At 46.3% G+C, this 20235-nt stretch carries 16 protein-coding genes, 2 rRNA genes and 1 pseudogene; 2 read left to right on the top strand and 17 right to left on the bottom strand.

What is annotated here, in order from left to right:
- Window positions 1–10: 10 nt before the first annotated feature.
- From AC4G47_RS31745 to AC4G47_RS31720, 6 genes are all read right to left on the bottom strand, one after another.
- Window positions 11–2938, bottom strand: a 23S ribosomal RNA gene (locus AC4G47_RS31745).
- Between the two features lie 366 nt (window positions 2939–3304).
- A 16S ribosomal RNA gene (locus tag AC4G47_RS31740) occupies window positions 3305–4857 on the bottom strand.
- Together the 16S and 23S rRNA genes form the textbook arrangement of a ribosomal RNA operon.
- A gap of 656 nt (window positions 4858–5513) precedes the next feature.
- Window positions 5514–6479, bottom strand: coding sequence for an arginase (rocF, locus tag AC4G47_RS31735; protein ID WP_491104455.1), 966 nt, complete (start codon window positions 6477–6479; stop codon window positions 5514–5516).
- On the bottom strand, window positions 6469–7689 hold the full coding sequence (locus AC4G47_RS31730; protein ID WP_491104453.1) for an ornithine--oxo-acid transaminase: 1221 nt from the start codon (window positions 7687–7689) through the stop codon (window positions 6469–6471). Before AC4G47_RS31730 ends, rocF begins: the two co-directional genes overlap by 11 nt.
- Before the next feature lie 142 nt (window positions 7690–7831).
- Complete coding sequence (locus AC4G47_RS31725; RefSeq protein WP_491104451.1) at window positions 7832–8488, bottom strand: amino acid ABC transporter permease; 657 nt, start codon at window positions 8486–8488, stop codon at window positions 7832–7834.
- A gap of 23 nt (window positions 8489–8511) precedes the next feature.
- Entirely contained in the window at window positions 8512–9333 is an 822-nt protein-coding gene (locus AC4G47_RS31720) for a transporter substrate-binding domain-containing protein (RefSeq protein WP_458124975.1), read from the bottom strand.
- Between the two features lie 321 nt (window positions 9334–9654).
- Here AC4G47_RS31720 and AC4G47_RS31715 point away from each other — a divergent pair, with 321 nt between their 5' ends.
- The gene (locus AC4G47_RS31715; RefSeq protein WP_491104449.1) at window positions 9655–10299 is read left to right on the top strand and encodes a GntR family transcriptional regulator; all 645 of its coding nucleotides are present in this window, start codon (window positions 9655–9657) and stop codon (window positions 10297–10299) included.
- Window positions 10300–10375: 76 nt separating this feature from the next.
- Here the strand turns inward: AC4G47_RS31715 and AC4G47_RS31710 are convergent.
- Both AC4G47_RS31710 and AC4G47_RS31705 read right to left on the bottom strand, forming a co-directional pair.
- A protein-coding gene (locus tag AC4G47_RS31710) for an IS3 family transposase (RefSeq protein ID WP_491104448.1) occupies window positions 10376–11709 on the bottom strand; the annotation gives its coding sequence in 2 pieces (ribosomal slippage) (window positions 10376–11307 and window positions 11307–11709; 1335 coding nt in all).
- A 95-nt stretch (window positions 11710–11804) separates the two neighbouring features.
- Window positions 11805–12116: a hypothetical protein gene (locus tag AC4G47_RS31705; protein ID WP_491104602.1), complete on the bottom strand. Its 312-nt coding sequence runs from the start codon at window positions 12114–12116 to the stop codon at window positions 11805–11807.
- 366 nt (window positions 12117–12482) lie between these two features.
- Here AC4G47_RS31705 and AC4G47_RS31700 point away from each other — a divergent pair, with 366 nt between their 5' ends.
- Complete coding sequence (locus tag AC4G47_RS31700; protein WP_491104600.1) at window positions 12483–12950, top strand: hypothetical protein; 468 nt, start codon at window positions 12483–12485, stop codon at window positions 12948–12950.
- 228 nt (window positions 12951–13178) lie between these two features.
- Here AC4G47_RS31700 and AC4G47_RS31695 read toward each other — a convergent pair whose 3' ends face one another.
- The 9 genes and pseudogenes from AC4G47_RS31695 to AC4G47_RS31655 all read right to left on the bottom strand — a co-directional run.
- Window positions 13179–13406: a hypothetical protein gene (locus AC4G47_RS31695; RefSeq protein ID WP_491104599.1), complete on the bottom strand. Its 228-nt coding sequence runs from the start codon at window positions 13404–13406 to the stop codon at window positions 13179–13181.
- Window positions 13407–13489: 83 nt separating this feature from the next.
- Window positions 13490–14071 carry a hypothetical protein gene (locus tag AC4G47_RS31690; protein WP_491104598.1) on the bottom strand — a complete coding sequence of 194 codons (582 nt, stop codon included), beginning with the start codon at window positions 14069–14071 and terminating at the stop codon, window positions 13490–13492.
- 1 nt (window position 14072) lies between these two features.
- A complete protein-coding gene (locus AC4G47_RS31685; RefSeq protein ID WP_491104597.1) occupies window positions 14073–14552 on the bottom strand; it encodes a response regulator in 480 nt (159 codons plus the stop codon).
- 191 nt (window positions 14553–14743) lie between these two features.
- Window positions 14744–15796: a phosphotransferase enzyme family protein gene (locus tag AC4G47_RS31680; RefSeq protein WP_491104596.1), complete on the bottom strand. Its 1053-nt coding sequence runs from the start codon at window positions 15794–15796 to the stop codon at window positions 14744–14746.
- Window positions 15797–16030: 234 nt separating this feature from the next.
- The gene (gene pstB / locus AC4G47_RS31675; protein WP_145325655.1) at window positions 16031–16786 is read right to left on the bottom strand and encodes a phosphate ABC transporter ATP-binding protein PstB; all 756 of its coding nucleotides are present in this window, start codon (window positions 16784–16786) and stop codon (window positions 16031–16033) included.
- A gap of 12 nt (window positions 16787–16798) precedes the next feature.
- Window positions 16799–17686, bottom strand: coding sequence for a phosphate ABC transporter permease PstA (gene pstA / locus AC4G47_RS31670; protein ID WP_458127139.1), 888 nt, complete (start codon window positions 17684–17686; stop codon window positions 16799–16801).
- Between the two features lie 2 nt (window positions 17687–17688).
- Window positions 17689–18624: a phosphate ABC transporter permease subunit PstC gene (gene pstC / locus AC4G47_RS31665; protein WP_458125079.1), complete on the bottom strand. Its 936-nt coding sequence runs from the start codon at window positions 18622–18624 to the stop codon at window positions 17689–17691.
- Window positions 18625–18739: 115 nt separating this feature from the next.
- Entirely contained in the window at window positions 18740–19666 is a 927-nt protein-coding gene (locus AC4G47_RS31660; protein ID WP_458125078.1) for a phosphate ABC transporter substrate-binding protein, read from the bottom strand.
- Between the two features lie 432 nt (window positions 19667–20098).
- Window positions 20099–20215 (bottom strand): annotated as a pseudogene (locus AC4G47_RS31655) (ArsB/NhaD family transporter); the annotation flags it as partial.
- Window positions 20216–20235 lie beyond the last annotated feature (20 nt).

Below are 20235 nucleotides of genomic sequence, written 5' to 3'. Positions count from 1 at the left end.
AAACTTGCTATTGGATAAGCCCTCGACCGATTAGTACTGGTCAGCTCCATGCATTGCTGCACTTCCACCCCCAGCCTATCTACCTCGTCGTCTTCAAGGGGTCTTACATACTGGGAAATCTCATCTTGAGGGGGGCTTCACGCTTAGATGCTTTCAGCGTTTATCCCTTCCGTACATAGCTACCCAGCGGTGCTCCTGGCGGAACAACTGGTACACCAGCGGTACGTCCATCCCGGTCCTCTCGTACTAAGGACAGCTCCTCTCAAATTTCCTACGCCCACGACAGATAGGGACCGAACTGTCTCACGACGTTCTGAACCCAGCTCGCGTACCGCTTTAATGGGCGAACAGCCCAACCCTTGGGACCTACTTCAGCCCCAGGATGCGATGAGCCGACATCGAGGTGCCAAACCTCCCCGTCGATGTGGACTCTTGGGGGAGATAAGCCTGTTATCCCCAGGGTAGCTTTTATCCGTTGAGCGATGGCCCTTCCATGCGGTACCACCGGATCACTAAGCCCGACTTTCGTCCCTGCTCGACTTGTAGGTCTCGCAGTCAAGCTCCCTTATGCCTTTGCACTCTTCGAATGATTTCCAACCATTCTGAGGGAACCTTTGGGCGCCTCCGTTACTCTTTAGGAGGCGACCGCCCCAGTCAAACTGCCCACCTGACACTGTCCCCGCACCGGATTACGGTACCAGGTTAGAACCTAGATACGATCAGGGTGGTATCCCAACGTTGCCTCCACGCAAGCTGGCGCTCACGCTTCAAAGGCTCCCACCTATCCTGTACAGATCGTACCCAAATTCAATATCAAGCTGCAGTAAAGCTCCATGGGGTCTTTCCGTCTTGTCGCGGGTAACCTGCATCTTCACAGGTATTAAAATTTCACCGGATCTCTCGTTGAGACAGCGCCCAAGTCGTTACGCCATTCGTGCGGGTCAGAATTTACCTGACAAGGAATTTCGCTACCTTAGGACCGTTATAGTTACGGCCGCCGTTTACTGGGGCTTCGGTTCACAGCTTCGGGATTGCTCCCTAACCACTCCCCTTAACCTTCCAGCACCGGGCAGGCGTCAGCCCGTATACTTCGCCTTACGGCTTCGCACAGACCTGTGTTTTTGCTAAACAGTCGCTTGGGCCTTTTCACTGCGGCCCCCTCGTGCTATTCACACTACCGGGGCACCCCTTCTCCCGAAGTTACGGGGTCATTTTGCCGAGTTCCTTAACGAGAGTTCTTCCGCGCGCCTTAGAATACTCTTCTCGCCTACCTGTGTCGGTTTGCGGTACGGGCACCATCACCTGGCTAGAGGCTTTTCTTGGCAGTGTGAGATCATGACCTTCGCTACTGTAATTTTCACTCCCCATCACAGCTCAGCCTTACAATGTGCGGATTTGCCTACACATCAGCCTTACTGCTTAGACGGACATCCATCAGTCCGCGTCACTACCCTACTGCGTCCCCCCATTGCTCATAACGGCTTACGGTGGTACAGGAATTTCGACCTGTTGTCCTTCGACTACGCCTTTCGGCCTCGCCTTAGGTCCCGACTTACCCTGAGCGGACGAGCCTTCCTCAGGAACCCTTAGGCTTTCGGCGGATCAGATTCTCACTGATCTTTTCGTTACTCATACCGGCATTCTCACTTGTATAATGTCCAGCGCTCCTTACGGTACACCTTCAACCCTTATACAACGCTCCCCTACCCCTGATACATCGTATCAAGCCATAGCTTCGGTGGTGTGTTTAGCCCCGTTACATTTTCGGCGCAGAGTCACTCGACCAGTGAGCTATTACGCACTCTTTAAATGATGGCTGCTTCTAAGCCAACATCCTGGTTGTCTGTGCAACTCCACATCCTTTCCCACTTAACACACACTTGGGGACCTTAGCTGATGGTCTGGGCTGTTTCCCTTTTGACAATGGATCTTAGCACTCACTGTCTGACTCCCGGAAGTAAGTCTATGGCATTCGGAGTTTGACTGAGCTTGGTAACCCTTGCGGGCCCCGCACCCAATCAGTGCTCTACCTCCACGACTCTGTTTTCCGAGGCTAGCCCTAAAGCTATTTCGGGGAGAACCAGCTATCTCCGAGTTCGATTGGAATTTCTCCGCTACCCCCACCTCATCCCCGCATTTTTCAACATGCGTGGGTTCGGGCCTCCAGTGCGTGTTACCGCACCTTCACCCTGGACAGGGGTAGATCACCCGGTTTCGGGTCTACGTCCACGTACTAAGTCGCCCTATTCAGACTCGCTTTCGCTGCGGCTCCGGCTCTTCACCTTAACCTTGCACGGGAACGTAACTCGCCGGTTCATTCTACAAAAGGCACGCCATCACCCCTAAAACGGGCTCTGACTTTTTGTAAGCACACGGTTTCAGGTTCTATTTCACTCCCCTTCCGGGGTGCTTTTCACCTTTCCCTCACGGTACTGCTTCACTATCGGTCGCTAGGAAGTATTTAGCCTTGGCAGATGGTCCTGCCGGATTCATACGGGGTTTCACGTGCCCCGCACTACTCGGGATCCGTCTCGGAGGGAACCAACTTTCAATTACAGGGCTTTTACCTTCTTTGGCGGGCCTTTCCAGACCTCTTCGCTTAACCGGTTCCTTTGTAACTCCATGTGAGACGTCCCACAACCCCAAAGAGCAAGCTCTCTGGTTTGGGCTTCTCCGCGTTCGCTCGCCGCTACTGACGGAATCACTATTGTTTTCTCTTCCTCAGGGTACTTAGATGTTTCAGTTCCCCTGGTATGCCTCTGCACAACCTATGTATTCAGTTGTGAGTAACTGGAAATTACCCCAGCTGGGTTTCCCCATTCGGACACCCCCGGATCAAAGCTTGCTTACAGCTCCCCGAGGCAGTTTCGTTGTTCGCCACGTCCTTCATCGGCTCCTAGCGCCTAGGCATCCTCCGTGTGCTCTTAGTAGCTTAACCATATTGCTCCGGTTTTGACTGCTCGCTTCCCTTGTTTTGCTTGCGCAAAGCCAAAAGTCACTCCCATTCAATACCATCGCAAAAGCAATTAACTACCGTTTTTATTGAAACTTGTTTACACAAGTTCAGCTAAAAAGGAATGTTCTAATTCGCATTTACTTTCGTTTCGATATCTAGTTTTCAAAGAACAAGCTCCATGCAAAAGCAAGCTGTTTGAGAGTTTGAGCTCTCAAAACTGAGCAACGAGTGAGTGTTTTGCTCTTCATTTCATCCACACCAAGGTGAAGGACCGAAATGAATTGCGGTCGCAGGTTCTAAGAACCTGCTTATTTGAATGTTTCCGTTACAGGAAACGATTCTCCATAGAAAGGAGGTGATCCAGCCGCACCTTCCGATACGGCTACCTTGTTACGACTTCACCCCAATCATCTATCCCACCTTCGGCGGCTGGCTCCTTGCGGTTACCCCACCGACTTCGGGTGTTATAAACTCTCGTGGTGTGACGGGCGGTGTGTACAAGACCCGGGAACGTATTCACCGCGGCATGCTGATCCGCGATTACTAGCAATTCCGACTTCATGCAGGCGAGTTGCAGCCTGCAATCCGAACTGAGACCGGCTTTGTTGGGATTGGCTCCATCTCGCGATTTCGCAGCCCGTTGTACCGGCCATTGTAGTACGTGTGTAGCCCAGGTCATAAGGGGCATGATGATTTGACGTCATCCCCACCTTCCTCCGGTTTGTCACCGGCAGTCTATCTAGAGTGCCCACCCGAAGTGCTGGCAACTAAATATAAGGGTTGCGCTCGTTGCGGGACTTAACCCAACATCTCACGACACGAGCTGACGACAACCATGCACCACCTGTCTCCTCTGTCCCGAAGGAAAGATACATCTCTGTACCGATCAGAGGGATGTCAAGACCTGGTAAGGTTCTTCGCGTTGCTTCGAATTAAACCACATACTCCACTGCTTGTGCGGGTCCCCGTCAATTCCTTTGAGTTTCAGTCTTGCGACCGTACTCCCCAGGCGGAGTGCTTAATGTGTTAACTTCGGCACCAAGGGTATCGAAACCCCTAACACCTAGCACTCATCGTTTACGGCGTGGACTACCAGGGTATCTAATCCTGTTTGCTCCCCACGCTTTCGCGCCTCAGCGTCAGTTACAGCCCAGAGAGTCGCCTTCGCCACTGGTGTTCCTCCACATATCTACGCATTTCACCGCTACACGTGGAATTCCACTCTCCTCTTCTGCACTCAAGTCACCCAGTTTCCAGTGCGATCCGGGGTTGAGCCCCGGGATTAAACACCAGACTTAAATGACCGCCTGCGCGCGCTTTACGCCCAATAATTCCGGACAACGCTTGCCCCCTACGTATTACCGCGGCTGCTGGCACGTAGTTAGCCGGGGCTTTCTTCTCAGGTACCGTCACCTTGAGAGCAGTTACTCTCCCAAGCGTTCTTCCCTGGCAACAGAGCTTTACGATCCGAAAACCTTCATCACTCACGCGGCATTGCTCCGTCAGGCTTTCGCCCATTGCGGAAGATTCCCTACTGCTGCCTCCCGTAGGAGTCTGGGCCGTGTCTCAGTCCCAGTGTGGCCGATCACCCTCTCAGGTCGGCTACGCATCGTCGCCTTGGTGAGCCGTTACCTCACCAACTAGCTAATGCGCCGCAGGCCCATCCCCAAGTGACAGATTGCTCCGTCTTTCCAGTTCTCTTCAGGCGAAGAAAACAACTATTCGGTATTAGCTACCGTTTCCGGTAGTTGTCCCAAACTTGAGGGCAGGTTGCCTACGTGTTACTCACCCGTCCGCCGCTAACCATCAGAGAAGCAAGCTTCTCATCAAGTCCGCTCGACTTGCATGTATTAGGCATGCCGCCAGCGTTCGTCCTGAGCCAGGATCAAACTCTCCAATAAAGATGAATTTCAGTAACGTGGTTAAACGCTATGAAATTCATCTCAAATATTTGAAAAGAGCGATAAGCTCATTTTGAATCTGACGAGATTGAAAATCTCATTTGTGCTCCAGTCGATCCAAGCCGAGGCTTGTTTCAAACTTTCGCGTTCATTCTGCAAGCAGAATGTTTACTCACTCGTTGTTCAGTTTTCAAAGATCAAACTTGTGCTGTTACCGAATGTCGTTCTCTTCAGCAACTTTTATATCTTATCATATCCGAACCAACTTAGCAAGCTCTTTTTTTAAGTTTCTTTCGAAGCTTATTTCATTCGCTTGCCGCACCGTGTGAACCGTGTTTTCTTGGCCGGAATTAGAATATACCATGTACAGATTTACAATGCAAGTCTTTTTTTGATAAAGAAAATAACCTGCTTCATCCGCCCAATATGGAATCTGTCACCCCGGCACTATCAATAACCTCAGCATCTTTATTACGAGCTGCTATTATACTTATCCAATAAACTTAACCAGGGAAGCCACATCCACTACGATTTTAGAGGACATACATTGTGACTAGCCCTGGTTTTCGGAAATCTCTTTTTCTCTTTTCTTCTATATAAAGAAGACTATCACACCTCAGGGAACTACAAGCACAACCAGCTTCTCTTCTCAGTGCTTACAAAATCCGCTTACCAAGTAGCGAAGCGATCAGTTCTACCCCAAGTCTCGCCGTATGTCTATTGTGATCAAGCAATGGGTTCACCTCAACCAGTTCCATGGACGTAACTTGATTCGTGGAAGCAAGTAGCTCTAATGCGTAATGCGCCTCTCGGTAATTCAAACCACCCGGTACAGGTGTGCCCACCCCCGGAGCTTCACGCGGATCCAGACAATCCATGTCAAAGCTGACATGAATACCGTCCGTTCCTTCTCCAGCTATAGCTATTGCTTGCTCTATAACTCGTTGTATACCCATTCTATCAATATCATGCATCGTAAATGCTTGGATGCCCAGTCCCTTAATCTGTTCCTTCTCATACTCATCCAGATCACGCAGACCAATATAGACCAAGTTGGATGGATCTATAAATTCGCCTGCTCCAGCAATGTGAGACAGGTTATATGCAGTATGACCCAAAGAAGCAGCCACACTCATCCCATGCATGTTACCGGACAAGCTTCGTTCTTCCGTATTCAAGTCTGCGTGCGCATCAAACCAGATCACCCCCAGATTAGAATAATGCGCAGTTAATCCGGCGAAAGTACCTATCGCTACACTATGATCTCCTCCAAGCACAAGCGGAAAGGCCCCCTCCTCTACCGCAACAGATACTTCATTAAACACATTCTCGCTGACCTGACGTACTTCGTTTAAATATTTCACGCGATTACGCTCAGCAGGGACAGACGGATCAGTTGCACACTCTACCCGCACTTCTTTGGAAAGCACTAGCCCCAGGCTCGCGATCTCCCGCTTCAGTCCAGCTGTAATTAATTCATCGGGCCCCAACTCTGCACCGCCTCTCGCTCCACCGAGTCCGAAAGGAACCTTAATGATGGCAACATTGCGCCGAACAGAAGTATGACTTGTATTAATAGAAGTATCTTGTATGCCATCAAGAACATCATCATCATTTTTCATGTAGGTTAGCTCCTTCATTGGTTGTCAAAACCAACTCAATTCTCTCCAATGCCCAGTCAATCTCGGACTCTTTAATCGTTAGTGGTGGAGCAAACCGAATGGTAGTCTCATGGGTTTCTTTGCACAGCAGTCCAGCAGACATCAAACGTTCGCAATAGGGACGTGCTGATCCATACAACTCAACCCCAATAAATAAACCTCTACCCCGAATATCCTTTATAGCCGAACTGCGAATATCACGAAGTCTTTTCATAAAATAGTTGCCCAGATGCTCCGATTGCTCGGCGAGCTTCTCATCTTCAAGGACTTTCAGAGCCGCTACAGCCACGGCGCAGGCGAGTGGATTCCCGCCAAACGTAGAACCATGAGACCCAGGCTCAAACAAATCCAGTATCTCCGCATTAGCAGCGATAGCCGAGATTGGCATGACTCCTCCTCCCAGCGCCTTGCCCATAATCCAGATATCTGGTTCAGCACCTTCCCAGTCAGAGGCAAAACGGCGACCCGTTCTTCCAAAACCGGTCTGGATCTCATCAGATACAGTCAGCACCTGCTGTTGTTTGCACAATGCAAAAGCTTCAGCCAGATATCCATCGGGCGGGATAACAATTCCAGCTTCACCCTGAATGGGCTCAACAAGAAAGCCAGCCGTATTCGGTGTAATGGCTTGTTTCAGTGCTTCAATGTCTCCATAAGGGATAATTCGGAATCCAGGTGTAAACGGTCCAAAATTTTTTTTATACTCCGCTGAAGAAGAAAAGGACGTAACCGTCAAAGTTCTTCCGTGAAAGTTACCAGAACATACGATGATTTCGGCCTGGTTCTCCGGCACACCTTTACAACGATAAGCCCACCGGCGCACCGCCTTTACCGCAGTCTCCACTGCTTCCGCTCCTGTATTCATGGCAAGAATCTTGGATTTCCCTGTGAACTGTGAGAGTTTCTGATAGAAAAGAGAAGCTGAAGAACTATGGAATGCCCTTGATGTCAGCGTAACCTGATCTGCCTGATCCTTGAGCGCCTGTATAATCACAGGATGTCTGTGACCATGATTCAATGCAGAGTATGCACTTAACATATCCATATAACGGCGGCCTTCAGGATCTTCTACCCATACTCCTTCCGCCTGTTCAATAACAATAGGGAGTGGATGATAATTAGGTGCAGCATAACGCTCCGACCAATCAATTAACATTTTGGAATCTGACATACACGCCCAACACCTTTCCAAAATATTGTATACAAAATACAATATCAATGTATGCGATACCACCGCCATTTACGACTATATCCCACTATTTCCACAGTAGCCTACTCCCAGCTCTTCTTCGAATCGAATCCTTAATCCATAGTTATCGAGAAGTAGACAGTTTACGTTCCAACCAGGAGAGCAAGTTGGCCAGTGTAAATGTGATTATAAAGTAGAGTCCGGCGGCAACAAGCAGCGGAGCAAGGGGCTGGAACGTAACTCCCTGAACCGTTCTGGCCGTGTATATAATCTCGGCTATGCCGATCATGGAGACTAGCGAAGAATCTTTAATGATAATAATGAATTCATTGCCGATCGCTGGGAGCATGTTACGAAAAGCCTGTGGCAGTATAATGTAGCGAAGTGTCATACCATGCGTCATGCCAAGGGAGCGCGAAGCTTCCGTCTGTCCTTTATCAATCGCTTGAATCCCGGCCCTGAACACCTCCGCCATATAAGCTGAGCTATTCATAGTTAGAGCCACCACCCCCGACATAAATGCCGGCAAGTTCACACCTATAACCGTCAGACCATAATGAATAATAAGAATCTGTACCAGCATCGGCGTCCCTCGAATGAGTTCAATATACGCCGATGCCACATATCTAATTGGCCATACTCGTGATATCCGCATTAGTGCCATGATCACACCAAGCAACGTACCAAACAATACACCGAAGAAGGAAAGCTCAAGTGTAACCCACGCACTTCGTGCATAATCCTGCCAATGCTCTGATAGAAAGGAAAAATCTAAATTCACGGCATATCCCTCACTCGTCCGTTTTATTCACCGAGCATCTCATTCGCTTCAACGACAAAACGTTCAATATCTCCATTCGATTTGAGCTTTTCCAATGTAGTGTTGATCTGATCCAGCAGCTTCTGATTACCTTTCTTCACCGCGATGGCCGAACCACCCTCATCTTCAGCCTGTGCAATCTCTACACCCGCAACAACAAGCCCCTTTTGGTTGCTCACATACTGCTCCGCCACCGGCTTCTCCAGAATAAGTGCGTCTACGCGCCCCGTCTGCAATTCCAGAATCAGTTCAGGTATTTTGGCGAGAGAAGTGAGCTTTGCCCCCCCTATTTCCTGAGCGATCCCTTCCTGAATGGAACTCTTCTGTACGCCAACCTGCTTGCCCGAGAGATCATCCATGGACTTCAATGCCGCATCTTCGCCTTCTCTAACGAGTACAGCCTGTTCTGCATAATAGTAGATATCTGTAAAATCAACGTTCTTCTTGCGTTCCTCGGTAGGGGTTAAGCCCGATATTACAAAATCGACTTTATCCGTACCAAGGGCCATAAGAAGGCCGTCAAAGTCCATGTCCTCAATCTTCAATTCAGCTCCCATATCAGCCGCAATCGCTTTGGCAATCTCGATGTCAAAACCTACGATGGTATCTTTACCATCAATTTTCTTATGAAATTCATAGGGTGCATAGTCCGCACTGGTTCCAAGCACGATTATTTCCTTTTCCGTAGAGCTACTTCCCGAGGATGAAGCAGATTCCGATCCGGTTCCTGTCGTTTTTTCCTGCCCGCAAGCGGACATGATCACAATCACTAACAACAGCATCATTGGCAACAGTACTTTTTTCACACATCATACCCCTATTCTTTTTTGAATGAGTAGCATAATTAATTTGTATACAATATACATAAGACAATATATGGTCTTATATGTAAGTAATACTAACAATCAGTCTGGTTTATCACAATCATTTTTTAAACAATTATACGCTCTAATTCCATAAAATATGCTATATATAACACAGCACTTACATCGGTTGAAACATGAAGTCTGCTTGCCCAACTTCCCACCTCGGTGTTAAGATGATAAAAACTTGAAACTCCTGAACGGCGCGCACAGTACGGCCCACACCCACCCAATCATCACTATACATAGAAAGGAGGATTCGGTATGGAGGTACCCAAATACCGGTCCTTGAAAGATCACGTATACGATTACATTGCCCAGAAGATTCAGGACGGGACGCTACTTCCCAATCAGAAGATCAACGAGGCCGAGATATGCAAAAAGCTGGACATCAGTCGCACGCCTACCCGGGAGGCGCTTTTCCAGCTGGCTTCGGACAATCTGCTGCAATACATCCCACGCAGGGGATTTATTGTCACTCCTTTTGATGCAGGCAAAAAACTGGAGTTCTCCCAGGCAATCGGTGTACTGGAGGCACTTGCTGCCACACTCGCAGCTGATCACCTCAAACCGTCCGAACTGATGGAGATGGAAACTCTGGTTGTTCGAATGGACGAGGATATTAGCCAACTTGATCTTGCTGCTTATAACAAGAACCAATACCAGTTCCATAACCTGTACATCCAGCGATGTGGTAACGCCACAGTAATTGAGATGTTAAACACATTGAAGAACAGCTTCATCCGGCAGTCATATGTTAGTGATAATAAGCCAAAGCTGTCTGAGGTACTGCTCGAAGTCAATGAAGAGCACCGTCAAATTTTAAATGCGTTTAGAGCCAAGGATAAGTTACAACTGGAATCCCTGCTTAAGCACCATTGGCGTATTATCGATAACGATATGCTGTAATAAGAGATATCCCAACACACCAAAGGCAACCCACACTATAAACTGTACCCTATGTAAAGGACATTTCTAAAAAAAACTATACGGCTTCAAGAAGATGATCTCTGTATTGTACAGGGGTCATCCTTTTTAGGTTCCACTGGTATCTATAGTGATTATAGTAGGTCATATAGGATTTAACTTCTCGTTTGACTTCGTCTAACGTGGCATAGCTCTTTAAGGAAGTTTCGTCCTTAAAATGACCGAAAAACGACTCCTGTGGTGCGTTATCCCAACAATTTCCTCGTCTGGACATGGATTGCCCAAGCCCCATCCGTTTCACTTTCTTCTGAAAATCTGGATGAGTGTAGTGCGTACCTTGATCGGAATGAATGAAGGCATCATGACTCTTCTTGAATTTGCGATTTTTCTGTAAGTGGAGCAACGTGTTTGTCGCCAGATCCATCGTCATTCGCTCCGACACATGATAAGCCAAAATTTCATTGGTTGAACTATCCTTGATGGTGGACAGATAGGCGCGTTTCCCTTGGCCGTAACTTAAGTATGTAATATCTGTTAGAAGTACTTTGCCCGGGATGCCTTGTTTGAAGTTGCGTTGTAACAGGTTAGGCATGGTTCGATGTTCATGGGTTGCCTTCATCATTCGTTTGTAGGGATTAGTTCGTCGATGAGGACATACAATATCGTATTTTTTCATGATTCTTCGGATGCGCTTGAGATTCCAGATGATCTGAAATTGTCCTTGCAGCGTCATCTTAATGGAGCGAGCGCCCTTGTTACGTTTCTTAAACTGGAAGGCTTGACGGATGTACACACCTATTTCCTCATCAACCTGTTCCTTCTTCGTGCGGCTGTGAATGGCTGAAGTGCTCCAGTATCGGTAATATCCGCTTTTGGAGACCCCGGCAGTCTCACACAGAACACTTACCATTCGCTGAAGATGGTATTTCTCAATCACGGTTCGGATTAACCTGTATCGAAGACCAGGCGTTAGTTTTACTCGTGGTTCCACCCCCGTTCGGCCAGGCGAATCTTTTTTAAGAGTTCATTCTCTGCTTGGAGCAGGTGAATCTGTGCTTCGAGTTTCGCGTTCTTTTCTGCCAAGGTTAACTCTCGTTTTAGAGACTCTCCTGAATGTTTGCCTCGTGTATCTTGTAAGCCTAGAGCCCCTTGCTCGTTGTAACTGGCTCTCCATCGGTCAGCTGCGGCTTTGACCCGAGTCATTCCAATGATCTGAACGTCAAATCCACAAGTCTCAAAGATCTCTCTAGGCAGCCTTCCTTGCTGATTTAATGTAATAAAGAGTTGTTTGAACTCGTCCGTATAAGTGATTCCCTTGGTCGAAACAGACTTCACATAGGGATTTGTAGCAAATTGCTCTACTTCGCGTGTTGTAAATGTTTTCTTACTCATTAATCGTTCTCCGTCCTCGTCTCGTTCATGGTATACAACAAAAGTACCCCATAGAGAGACTTTTTTAAAGTGTCTACTCTATAGGGTACAGTTTATCAGTTGCCTGGTCTCTTTTTTATTAGTATCAATACAAAGCTGATTAAACATAAAACAATAGTAATCCAAGTATACTTGAAAACTCCTTCACCTGAAGAAATATAAAGACTTAATGGTAAAGACCAAATCACAGAAAACATTAATAATAAACTTCGTTGAGTTAAAGAAGCATATATCACACCACAGGATGGAATTAGTAAACCAACAACCAAAATAATGGTTGAAATTCCATTTGAATTAGGATTAATACTAACTAAAATAAAGATAAGAATACTAATCAGACCACCGACAATACCAAATACCTTTTCCATAACCATTTCACCTCACAAAAATGTTATTATTCACTTCATTTTATAGTTTTTTTGTTTAGGTCAGTTTTTTTAAATGCTACTACGATAATAATTTGTTTCAATGAACTTAATTACCAAAAGTTTAAAAAGGTGTTGAATATATAATAAACGTTTTAAAATGAAAAACAATACCTTTAAGGAAGGAAGAATGTGTTGTTTTAAGTAGTCCCTAAAGATATACCTTTGCGGACGGTAGAGAACAGGAAAATTGCTAACCGCCGACGAAATTTTAAATTGGAATTATCTCCTTCTAGTATATACATGTAACTTATGGTAAATTAATAAAGCTAATTTTATGTATATATTGAAATAAGAGGGGTTATAATTATGAAAAAAAACACTTTGTTCGTAGGTTTGTCGGCATTATCCTTGGTAGCAGCTGTCACAGTTGCATCTGCTGCACCAACAAATAATGTAGTGGACTCATCAGTAACTACTACATCTACACAAGGGGAAAGCATCATTACCCCAATGGCAGTTGATAATGAGATTGTGAATTCACAAATTTCCGGAAGTAGCTACACGAAGAGTTTCAATATCCAAGCAAATTTTGGATGGGTCAAAGTTTGGGTTCAAAATACATCTAAAGAAACCTTAACTGTCCGAGTTACTCAAAGTACTCTGTCTGGTACTCAAAAAATGTCGTTCTCTGTAGCTCCTGGGGCATCTTGGACTGAATATGGAACGAAACCATGGGCAACTGGTACTCACTGGGTTAGCATTAGCACTAAAAACGGCGGTAACATGTCAGGATTGCTTTCTGTTAAACTTGCAAATACGAAGGAAGAACTTTAGTACGTAATATAATAGAAATCTTAGACTCTAAACTGATTTCGTTATTTACCAGCGTCAGAGTAGGTATACAAAAAGGATCGTTGCAGATATGCTGACGATCCCTTTTGTATACCCTTTACGGACTATGATAAACATCCTCAAGATCGTGTTACCACCAACGAGCAAGCTTTTTCTGAACGAAAAAAGAAGGTTAACGAAAAAAACGTCAACCTTCTTTTTGCTAGTAGGCTACTTATGTTGTTCACCAGTATCGACTTGTTCAACTACTGTAGCCTTCTCACCGAAACCTTGAACTTCCTTAGACTTCGATCCTGTTTCCATCAAAAGACCAGTTGTCACGAGTGTCACTACTGCAACGCTTGCAAGACCATAAGCAACATAACGTTTTAGCTTACTGTTACTTGAAAAAAATAGAACCAGCGCAGCAGCAAGCAATAAGAAACCAATTAAATTCATTTCGCCCCTCCTTCCGCCCAAAACTTCATTACACTTATAGTTTTATACGTATCGGGGCGAAAAATGTTACAATAATTAGTAAATTAACCACTAACTGAGAAGTCAAATGTCCCGTTAGCCCATCCTTTAAGGAAAATTCTTGGGTAGACATTTTGTACATCATACACAACAGTCAGTTTGAAATTTCCAACCACGTTAGATTCATAAAAATTGTATCCTACGCCGCCACGTTGATCATCAGCTGTAGCCCCTTCATATGACCAACCAATTGTGTGTGTGGACGGAGTAATCGTTCTCGAAGGAGCAGGAGATACAACAAAGCTTCCATCTGAGTTCCAAGCGATCTTATGTGTAAGTGTATATAGTGTACCGCCAAAAACGTTAGTTGCTGTATATGTTTTCGTTGCCGAATAGCCCGTTGCAAGGGTAGAAATGGGGCTGCTTGTTGTCTCATTATATCCAACGTGGATAAGATTAATGAGCACAGCCAGTCTCTGGTCTTCAGAAAGAACGGAAATATTCTTTTGAAGAGTAGATTGAGACAGATTTGCTTGGGCAAATTTTTCAACTGAAGGAACACCCTTATCAGCAAAATCACGGACAGCTTCTTTATCATTTTCAGATAAATCATTCCATAGAGCAATCGCATCATCGCCAGCAACCAACTTAGCAGCTAATGTTTTTCCATAATCTTCGGGTTCCAGAGAAGAACCAAACGCAGCCGGGGCAATTGGCGCCCTTGATCATCTCATAAACCTGATCGATTCGCTTAAGATTTGCCAATTCATTTTCTTCCAGCTCTCTGGCTTTACGCCATAAATACTGATTAAAGAGCATCAGATCCGCACAGTGGCTTTCTATACCTTGTCTTTCCATAACAGTCCAATATAGTTCTACATCTGCCCCATCCTCTTGCCAATAGGCTTCTATAATGGGCATAAACCGCTCTTCAAGTCCGTTGAAGTAATCCGTCAGCATCAGATCCAGCAGGACTAATTGATAGGTCCCCTCCCTAAAGTCTTCCCAGCTCTCCAAACCGCTTGATGCCCAAGTTACCCCATAACCCTCATGACGTAGATGATCTCTCAAAATTCGGGCAATCTCCGGATCATCCTCCACCAGCAATATATTCTCGCTGTCTCTCATCGCTGCTTCATCCTCCTATGACTGTATTGTAGCTAAGAAATGTTGGCTCTCCGCAGAGTTTATACTTTCTTCATAAATGTCCATTACGATCGTTATCTAATGCATGCAAAAAGAGCACTCCGATTGTTCAGGACGCCCAGGTAATACCACAATCTTAATCCTAAGTTATAGCTCCTCAAAAAGGAAACACCTCATAACTCATAGAAGATGCTCTCGTTCTGTACATAGGGTCTACAATACTTGCTGCACAGCTTCGGCATGCGGTCTTTCATCCAATCGTGTCTCGATTCATTCGCCATCTGAAAGGCATAATAACCCAGTGTAAAGAACAACATGAACCCTTCCATTAACCGGATATCCCGATCCGTTAGCGGTGCACTCTGTTTCGTGTAACCAGATAGAAACTGTTCACGCTCCTCCCGGTTAAACATAAGTGCTGCTCCTCCAGCATCAAAAAGATAGTACCCATACCCGTATAGACAAAAATCAATCATAGATATCCCCTGATCTGTTATCAGCAGATTATTGCGGGTAATATCGCCATGAATGACTCCCCATGTCTCCGCATGCTGCGGGTACGTTGCTAACTGCTCATTAATGTTCTCGAACGTCTCTCGAAGCAGATCAAAGTCTTCTGTGGTAAAAATCCCAAGTCTGACGCCTTCCTTCAGTTGCTCCAGCATCACATTATTTTCTTGGATGCTTCCGTAGGCTGGGCGAACAGCCATCTGAGCTGTTTGCCATTGCCCGCTGTCCCCTTGTTGAACTCCACTCATCCCGGTGCTTTCATCCGTACCCCAAGCCTCTTCAGATGTTTCCTGTACACGACCCCATTGATGAAGCGTCTGCAATTGAGTACCCAGGTCATTGATTTGCTCTGTTGTCAGGCGCTCTCCCTGCTGGATGTCCCTGCCCTCAATCCACTCCAGTACCGTACAACAGATCTCTTCCCCCGCTTCACTTGTCCATACCGTTACCCATTCGCCTGATGCATTTCGTACAGGGTACTGCACACGCAATGCTGTGGTTTCGTTTAATTCGTAGAGCATGTTCATCTCCGCTTCCAGTGCAGGAAGCGTATGTTGAATCCCTGACATACTTGCATATGCGGCTTGATGTATACGCAGCAGATACTTCTGTCCGCTCGCTTCATCCACGACATGATACGTCAGATTCTCGTTGTGACGAATATAGGAAACGACAGGTTTTTCAATCGTGTAGTTCTGTATGATATCAGTTGCCATGTGGTCATAAGACATCTTATCCGTAGTGATTATCAACATCTCCTTCGGAGTTATGTAAACGTTCTCCTCACACTAAATATCGTAGCATAATGTTTATTCCGCAGACAGAAAATTCTCCCAAAGTTATAAATTAAAAAAAGCACAACCCCCGAACAACCGTCCAGGCATTGTGCTTTCTTTTATCTCTATTTATTTCTTTATCTCTATTACTCTATGTTACACTCCATGATCCAATTAACCGAAACGTCCCATAATGTATTCTTGCGTCAGGCGATTGTCCGGGTTCGTGAAAATGTGCTCTGTATCCCCGTGCTCAACCATACTTCCCAGATAGAAATAAGCCGTGTAATCCGAGATACGTGCCGCCTGCTGCATGTTATGGGTAACAATGACGATCCGCAGATCTTTCTTAAGCTCGGTAATCAATTCCTCAACCTTACCCGTGGAGACTGGATCAAGGGCAGATGCCGGCTCATCGAGCAGCAGAATCTGTGGTTCAACAGACAAAGCGCGAGCGATACATAAACGCTGCTGTTGTCCGCCAGAGAGAGACAGAGCTGACTCATGCAGTCTGTCCTTCACTTCATCCCAGAGCGCAGCACGACGCAAGCTTTTTTCCACAATTTCATCCAGTGCCTTCTTACTCTTCGTACCGCGGTAGCGGGGGCCAAACGCGATATTGTTGTAGATGGACTTATGAAAAGGATTCGGCTTCTGCCACACCATGCCAATCTTCTGGCGAAGCTTGATTACATCGGTTCCAGGCTCATTCAGATCGTTACCGTCCATCCAGATATGTCCCTCTGTACGGGAACCGGCAATCTCGTCGTTCATCCGGTTAAGCGACCGGAGGAACGTGGATTTACCGCAACCAGACGGTCCAATAAGAGCCGTTACGCTTGCTTCGGGAAACGTCAGGCTGATCTGCTTGACCGCCTGGAAATGTCCATAATATATGCTTAACTGTTCCGTACCAAAAGGTATGGCCATGTTGGTTCCTCCTTATTTCGAAGCTGTCATACGGCGGAATACAACCCGGCCGATCCAGCGTGCACTTAGATTGAACGCCAGTACGAGAATGACAAGCACGGCGGATGCCCCTGCTGCCACTTCTTTGGAATCTGGCCCAATGCCTTCACTGTTCACTTTCCAGATATGGACAGCAAGTGTCTCTGCCGGACGGAAAGGATTAAGCGGTGATCTTGGACTCGTCGGATTCCAATCTGTAAAGTCCAATGGTGGACTACTCATACCTGCGGTGAACATCAGCGCGGCTGCTTCACCGAAGATCCGGCCGGAAGCCAGGATCGTACCCGTAATCAAGCTCGGCAATGCTACAGGCAGCAGAATGGAAGTGATAATCTTCCACTTGGACAACCCGAGCGCCAGACCTGCTTCCTTCTGTTCCTTCGGAACGGCCCGAAAAGCCTGCTCCGTTGTCCGTACCATCAGTGGCAAGTTAAAGATCGCCAGAGCCAAGGCACCCGAGATCAGGGAGAAACCAAGACCAAATGTATTTACAAGCAATAAGAGTCCAAACAAACCGATAACGATGGAAGGGAATGATGACAATACTTCAACGACCAGACGAATGAAGCTGGTGATCCTGCCTGGTTTGGCGTATTCCGCCATGTAAATCCCACCGCCCCATCCGAGTGGAATGGTAACAATCAAGGTCAGAATTAGCAAGAATACGGAGTTAAAGAGCTGTGGACCAATTCCGCCGCCACCCTTAAGCAACTGTGGTGCGCTTGTCAGGAAGTTCCAGCTAATATGTCCAATTCCTCTAAACATGATGAATCCAAGCAGACCGAGCAATAGAATAACAATGAACAGGGCCAATACAACGATAACGGATGTTGCAACTTTATCTACCGTCTTTGCCTTCATTTTCATACCCGGTTCCTCCTTTCAAGCAGGCGAACCAGAATGACGAAGACAAATGTCATCACCAGCAGGACAAGCGCCATACTCCACAGTGCATTGTTATGAACAGAACCCATCGTGGTGTTACCCATGCTGAGTGTAATTACACTTGTTAATGTTGAAGCCGATTCGAGCAAGGATGTTGGAACATGCGGTGCATTACCGATAACCATCTGCACAGCAAGTGCCTCACCAAAAGCACGGGCCATACCCAAAACGACACCTGTCAACAAAGCAGGCAAGGTCGTTGGAATAATGACACGGTAGATGGTTTGCCAGCGAGTGGCACCCAGTGCGTACGAGGATTCACGCAATCCTTTTGGCAAAGCGGACAATGCATCTGCCATAATACTTGTCACCGTAGGAAGAATCATTACAGCGAGAACAAGACATCCGGCTGCAATCCCGACGCCTGTCCCACCAAAGATACTGCGCAGTAAGGGTACGATAACACTCAGACCGATAAATCCGTACACAACGGACGGAATTCCAGACAAGAGCTCAATCGCAGGTTGCAATATCTTTTTCCCTTTACCCGGGACAATTTCTGTCATGAAGAGTGCTGCACACAAGCCAAGCGGACTTGCGATCACTGCTGCAAGCAAGGTTGTAATGAAAGAACCTGTAATGAACGGCAATGCCCCGTAGAAAGCAGGTTCTCCAGTTGGATTCCACGTTTTCCCACCAAGAAATTCACTTATGCTTATTCCATTTTGGAAAAATGTTGATAGTCCCTTGGACGCTACAAAATAAACAATGGAAAACATGACAACGATCAGGAAAACGACACAAATCGACGTATAGATCCGTCCCGTCCACTCTTCCCAATAATGTTTCTCTTTTAAGGGCCGGCGCGGTTTCAACTTGTTATTCATTACCGTTCCCCCTTCGGTCTGTTCCATAACAACCATCCTTCTATAGTAGAATTAATGCAAAATATGGGATTATTTCAGAGCAAACCGCGTAAAGAGGCGGGACCTAAGTCCGCCTCTTTCGCCGTATGCGCAAGTTCAAAGATTATTGAATCACATTACCTGCTGCATCGCGTTTTACTTTCATACCTGACATTGGAATGTATCCAAGTTCTGTCACGTCATTTTGTTGAATTTCGTCACTCAAGATGTAGTCCAAGAATGCTTGTGTTGCTGCATCTGGCTTACCTTTCGTATACATGTGCTCGTAAGCCCATACTGGGTAAGTTCCTGCTTCTACGTTCTCAACTGTTGCTTCTACACCTTCGTATTTCAACACTTGCAAGCTGTCATCCAAGTAAGACAAGGCAAGGTAACCAATAGCACCTGGTGTTTCAGCTACCAATTTTCTTACGTTACCAGAAGAATCTTCTTGAATTGAACCTGGGATATCATCCATTTTTGCACCAAGTGCATACTTCTCAAATGTCGCGCGAGTACCTGAACTACCCGGACGGTTTACAATAACGATTGCTTGATCCGCACCACCAACGTCTTTCCAGTTCGTTACTTTACCGGAGAAAATGTCGATCAGTTGTTGCTTCGTCAAATCTTCTACACCTGTATCTTTGTTGCTAACTGGTGCCATAGCTACAACCGCTACTTGATGGTCAACCAGTTCTTTTACTTTGGCTTCGTCCTCCAGCTTCTCTTCTGCAAATACATCAGAGTTACCGATTGTAGCTTGTCCGTCAGATACTTGTGTCAAACCAGTACCACTACCGCCACCTTGAACTTGAACCGTTACGTTCTTATATTCATCAACTGCCATAAATTTCTGTCCAGCTTGTTCTACCAGAGGTAGCAATGCTGTCGATCCGACTGCCAGAATGTTACCGCTAAGCTCAGTAGCAGCTTCTCCCGATCCATTGCTTGCGGCACCCTCTGTACCAGCGTCATTCTTCGATCCGCATGCTGCGAGTACCAGTACGAACGTTAAGGTCATCAAAATAAACGGCAACTTTTTAAACATGTTTTGTTTTCCTCCCCCAATGTAGTGATGGCGTTTTGTGAATTTGTTTGTTCACCATCAACTCTTTACTCATTGTAGTTTCAGTATGTCATCTTAAAATCAGTGTTTTGTAAACGCAATGTTAAAAATGTCGGCAGCATTTTGAAATATTTGGGATTCACTTTGCGCTGAAGTGGCCGCTTCGGGAACGGACGATGTTTCAATCGCTGTTATCCCCGTATCTATATGATTTACTATTCCCAAGGAATACATCCGGGGATAAAGGCGAACGCTTCGCTTTTCCACAATCGTTCCGTTCCCTTCGCTGTGTCAGCGCTCGTTGGATCTCAGGCATTTCAATCTCCTGCCTGAGGTGTAGGCAAAGAAGGCTAGCCCTATAATAGGCTGACCTGATGTAAATTCTTTAATGGAGAAAGAGACTTGTTTCTTCTATGTTATCTTCACACCTTTGCGGGACAACACGTGCAGCCACAGCAATGTGGCAAGTGATCCAATCGGGGTCATTTTGGGACCCAGATCGGAACCAATGACATTGGCATAGATCAATGCACCGCACTATGCGCGGAAGA

The organism is Paenibacillus sp. Negev47 (assembly GCF_058313655.1).
The sequence above is the reverse complement of the archived record's forward strand: the minus strand, read 5'-3'. Positions and strand labels throughout refer to the sequence as shown.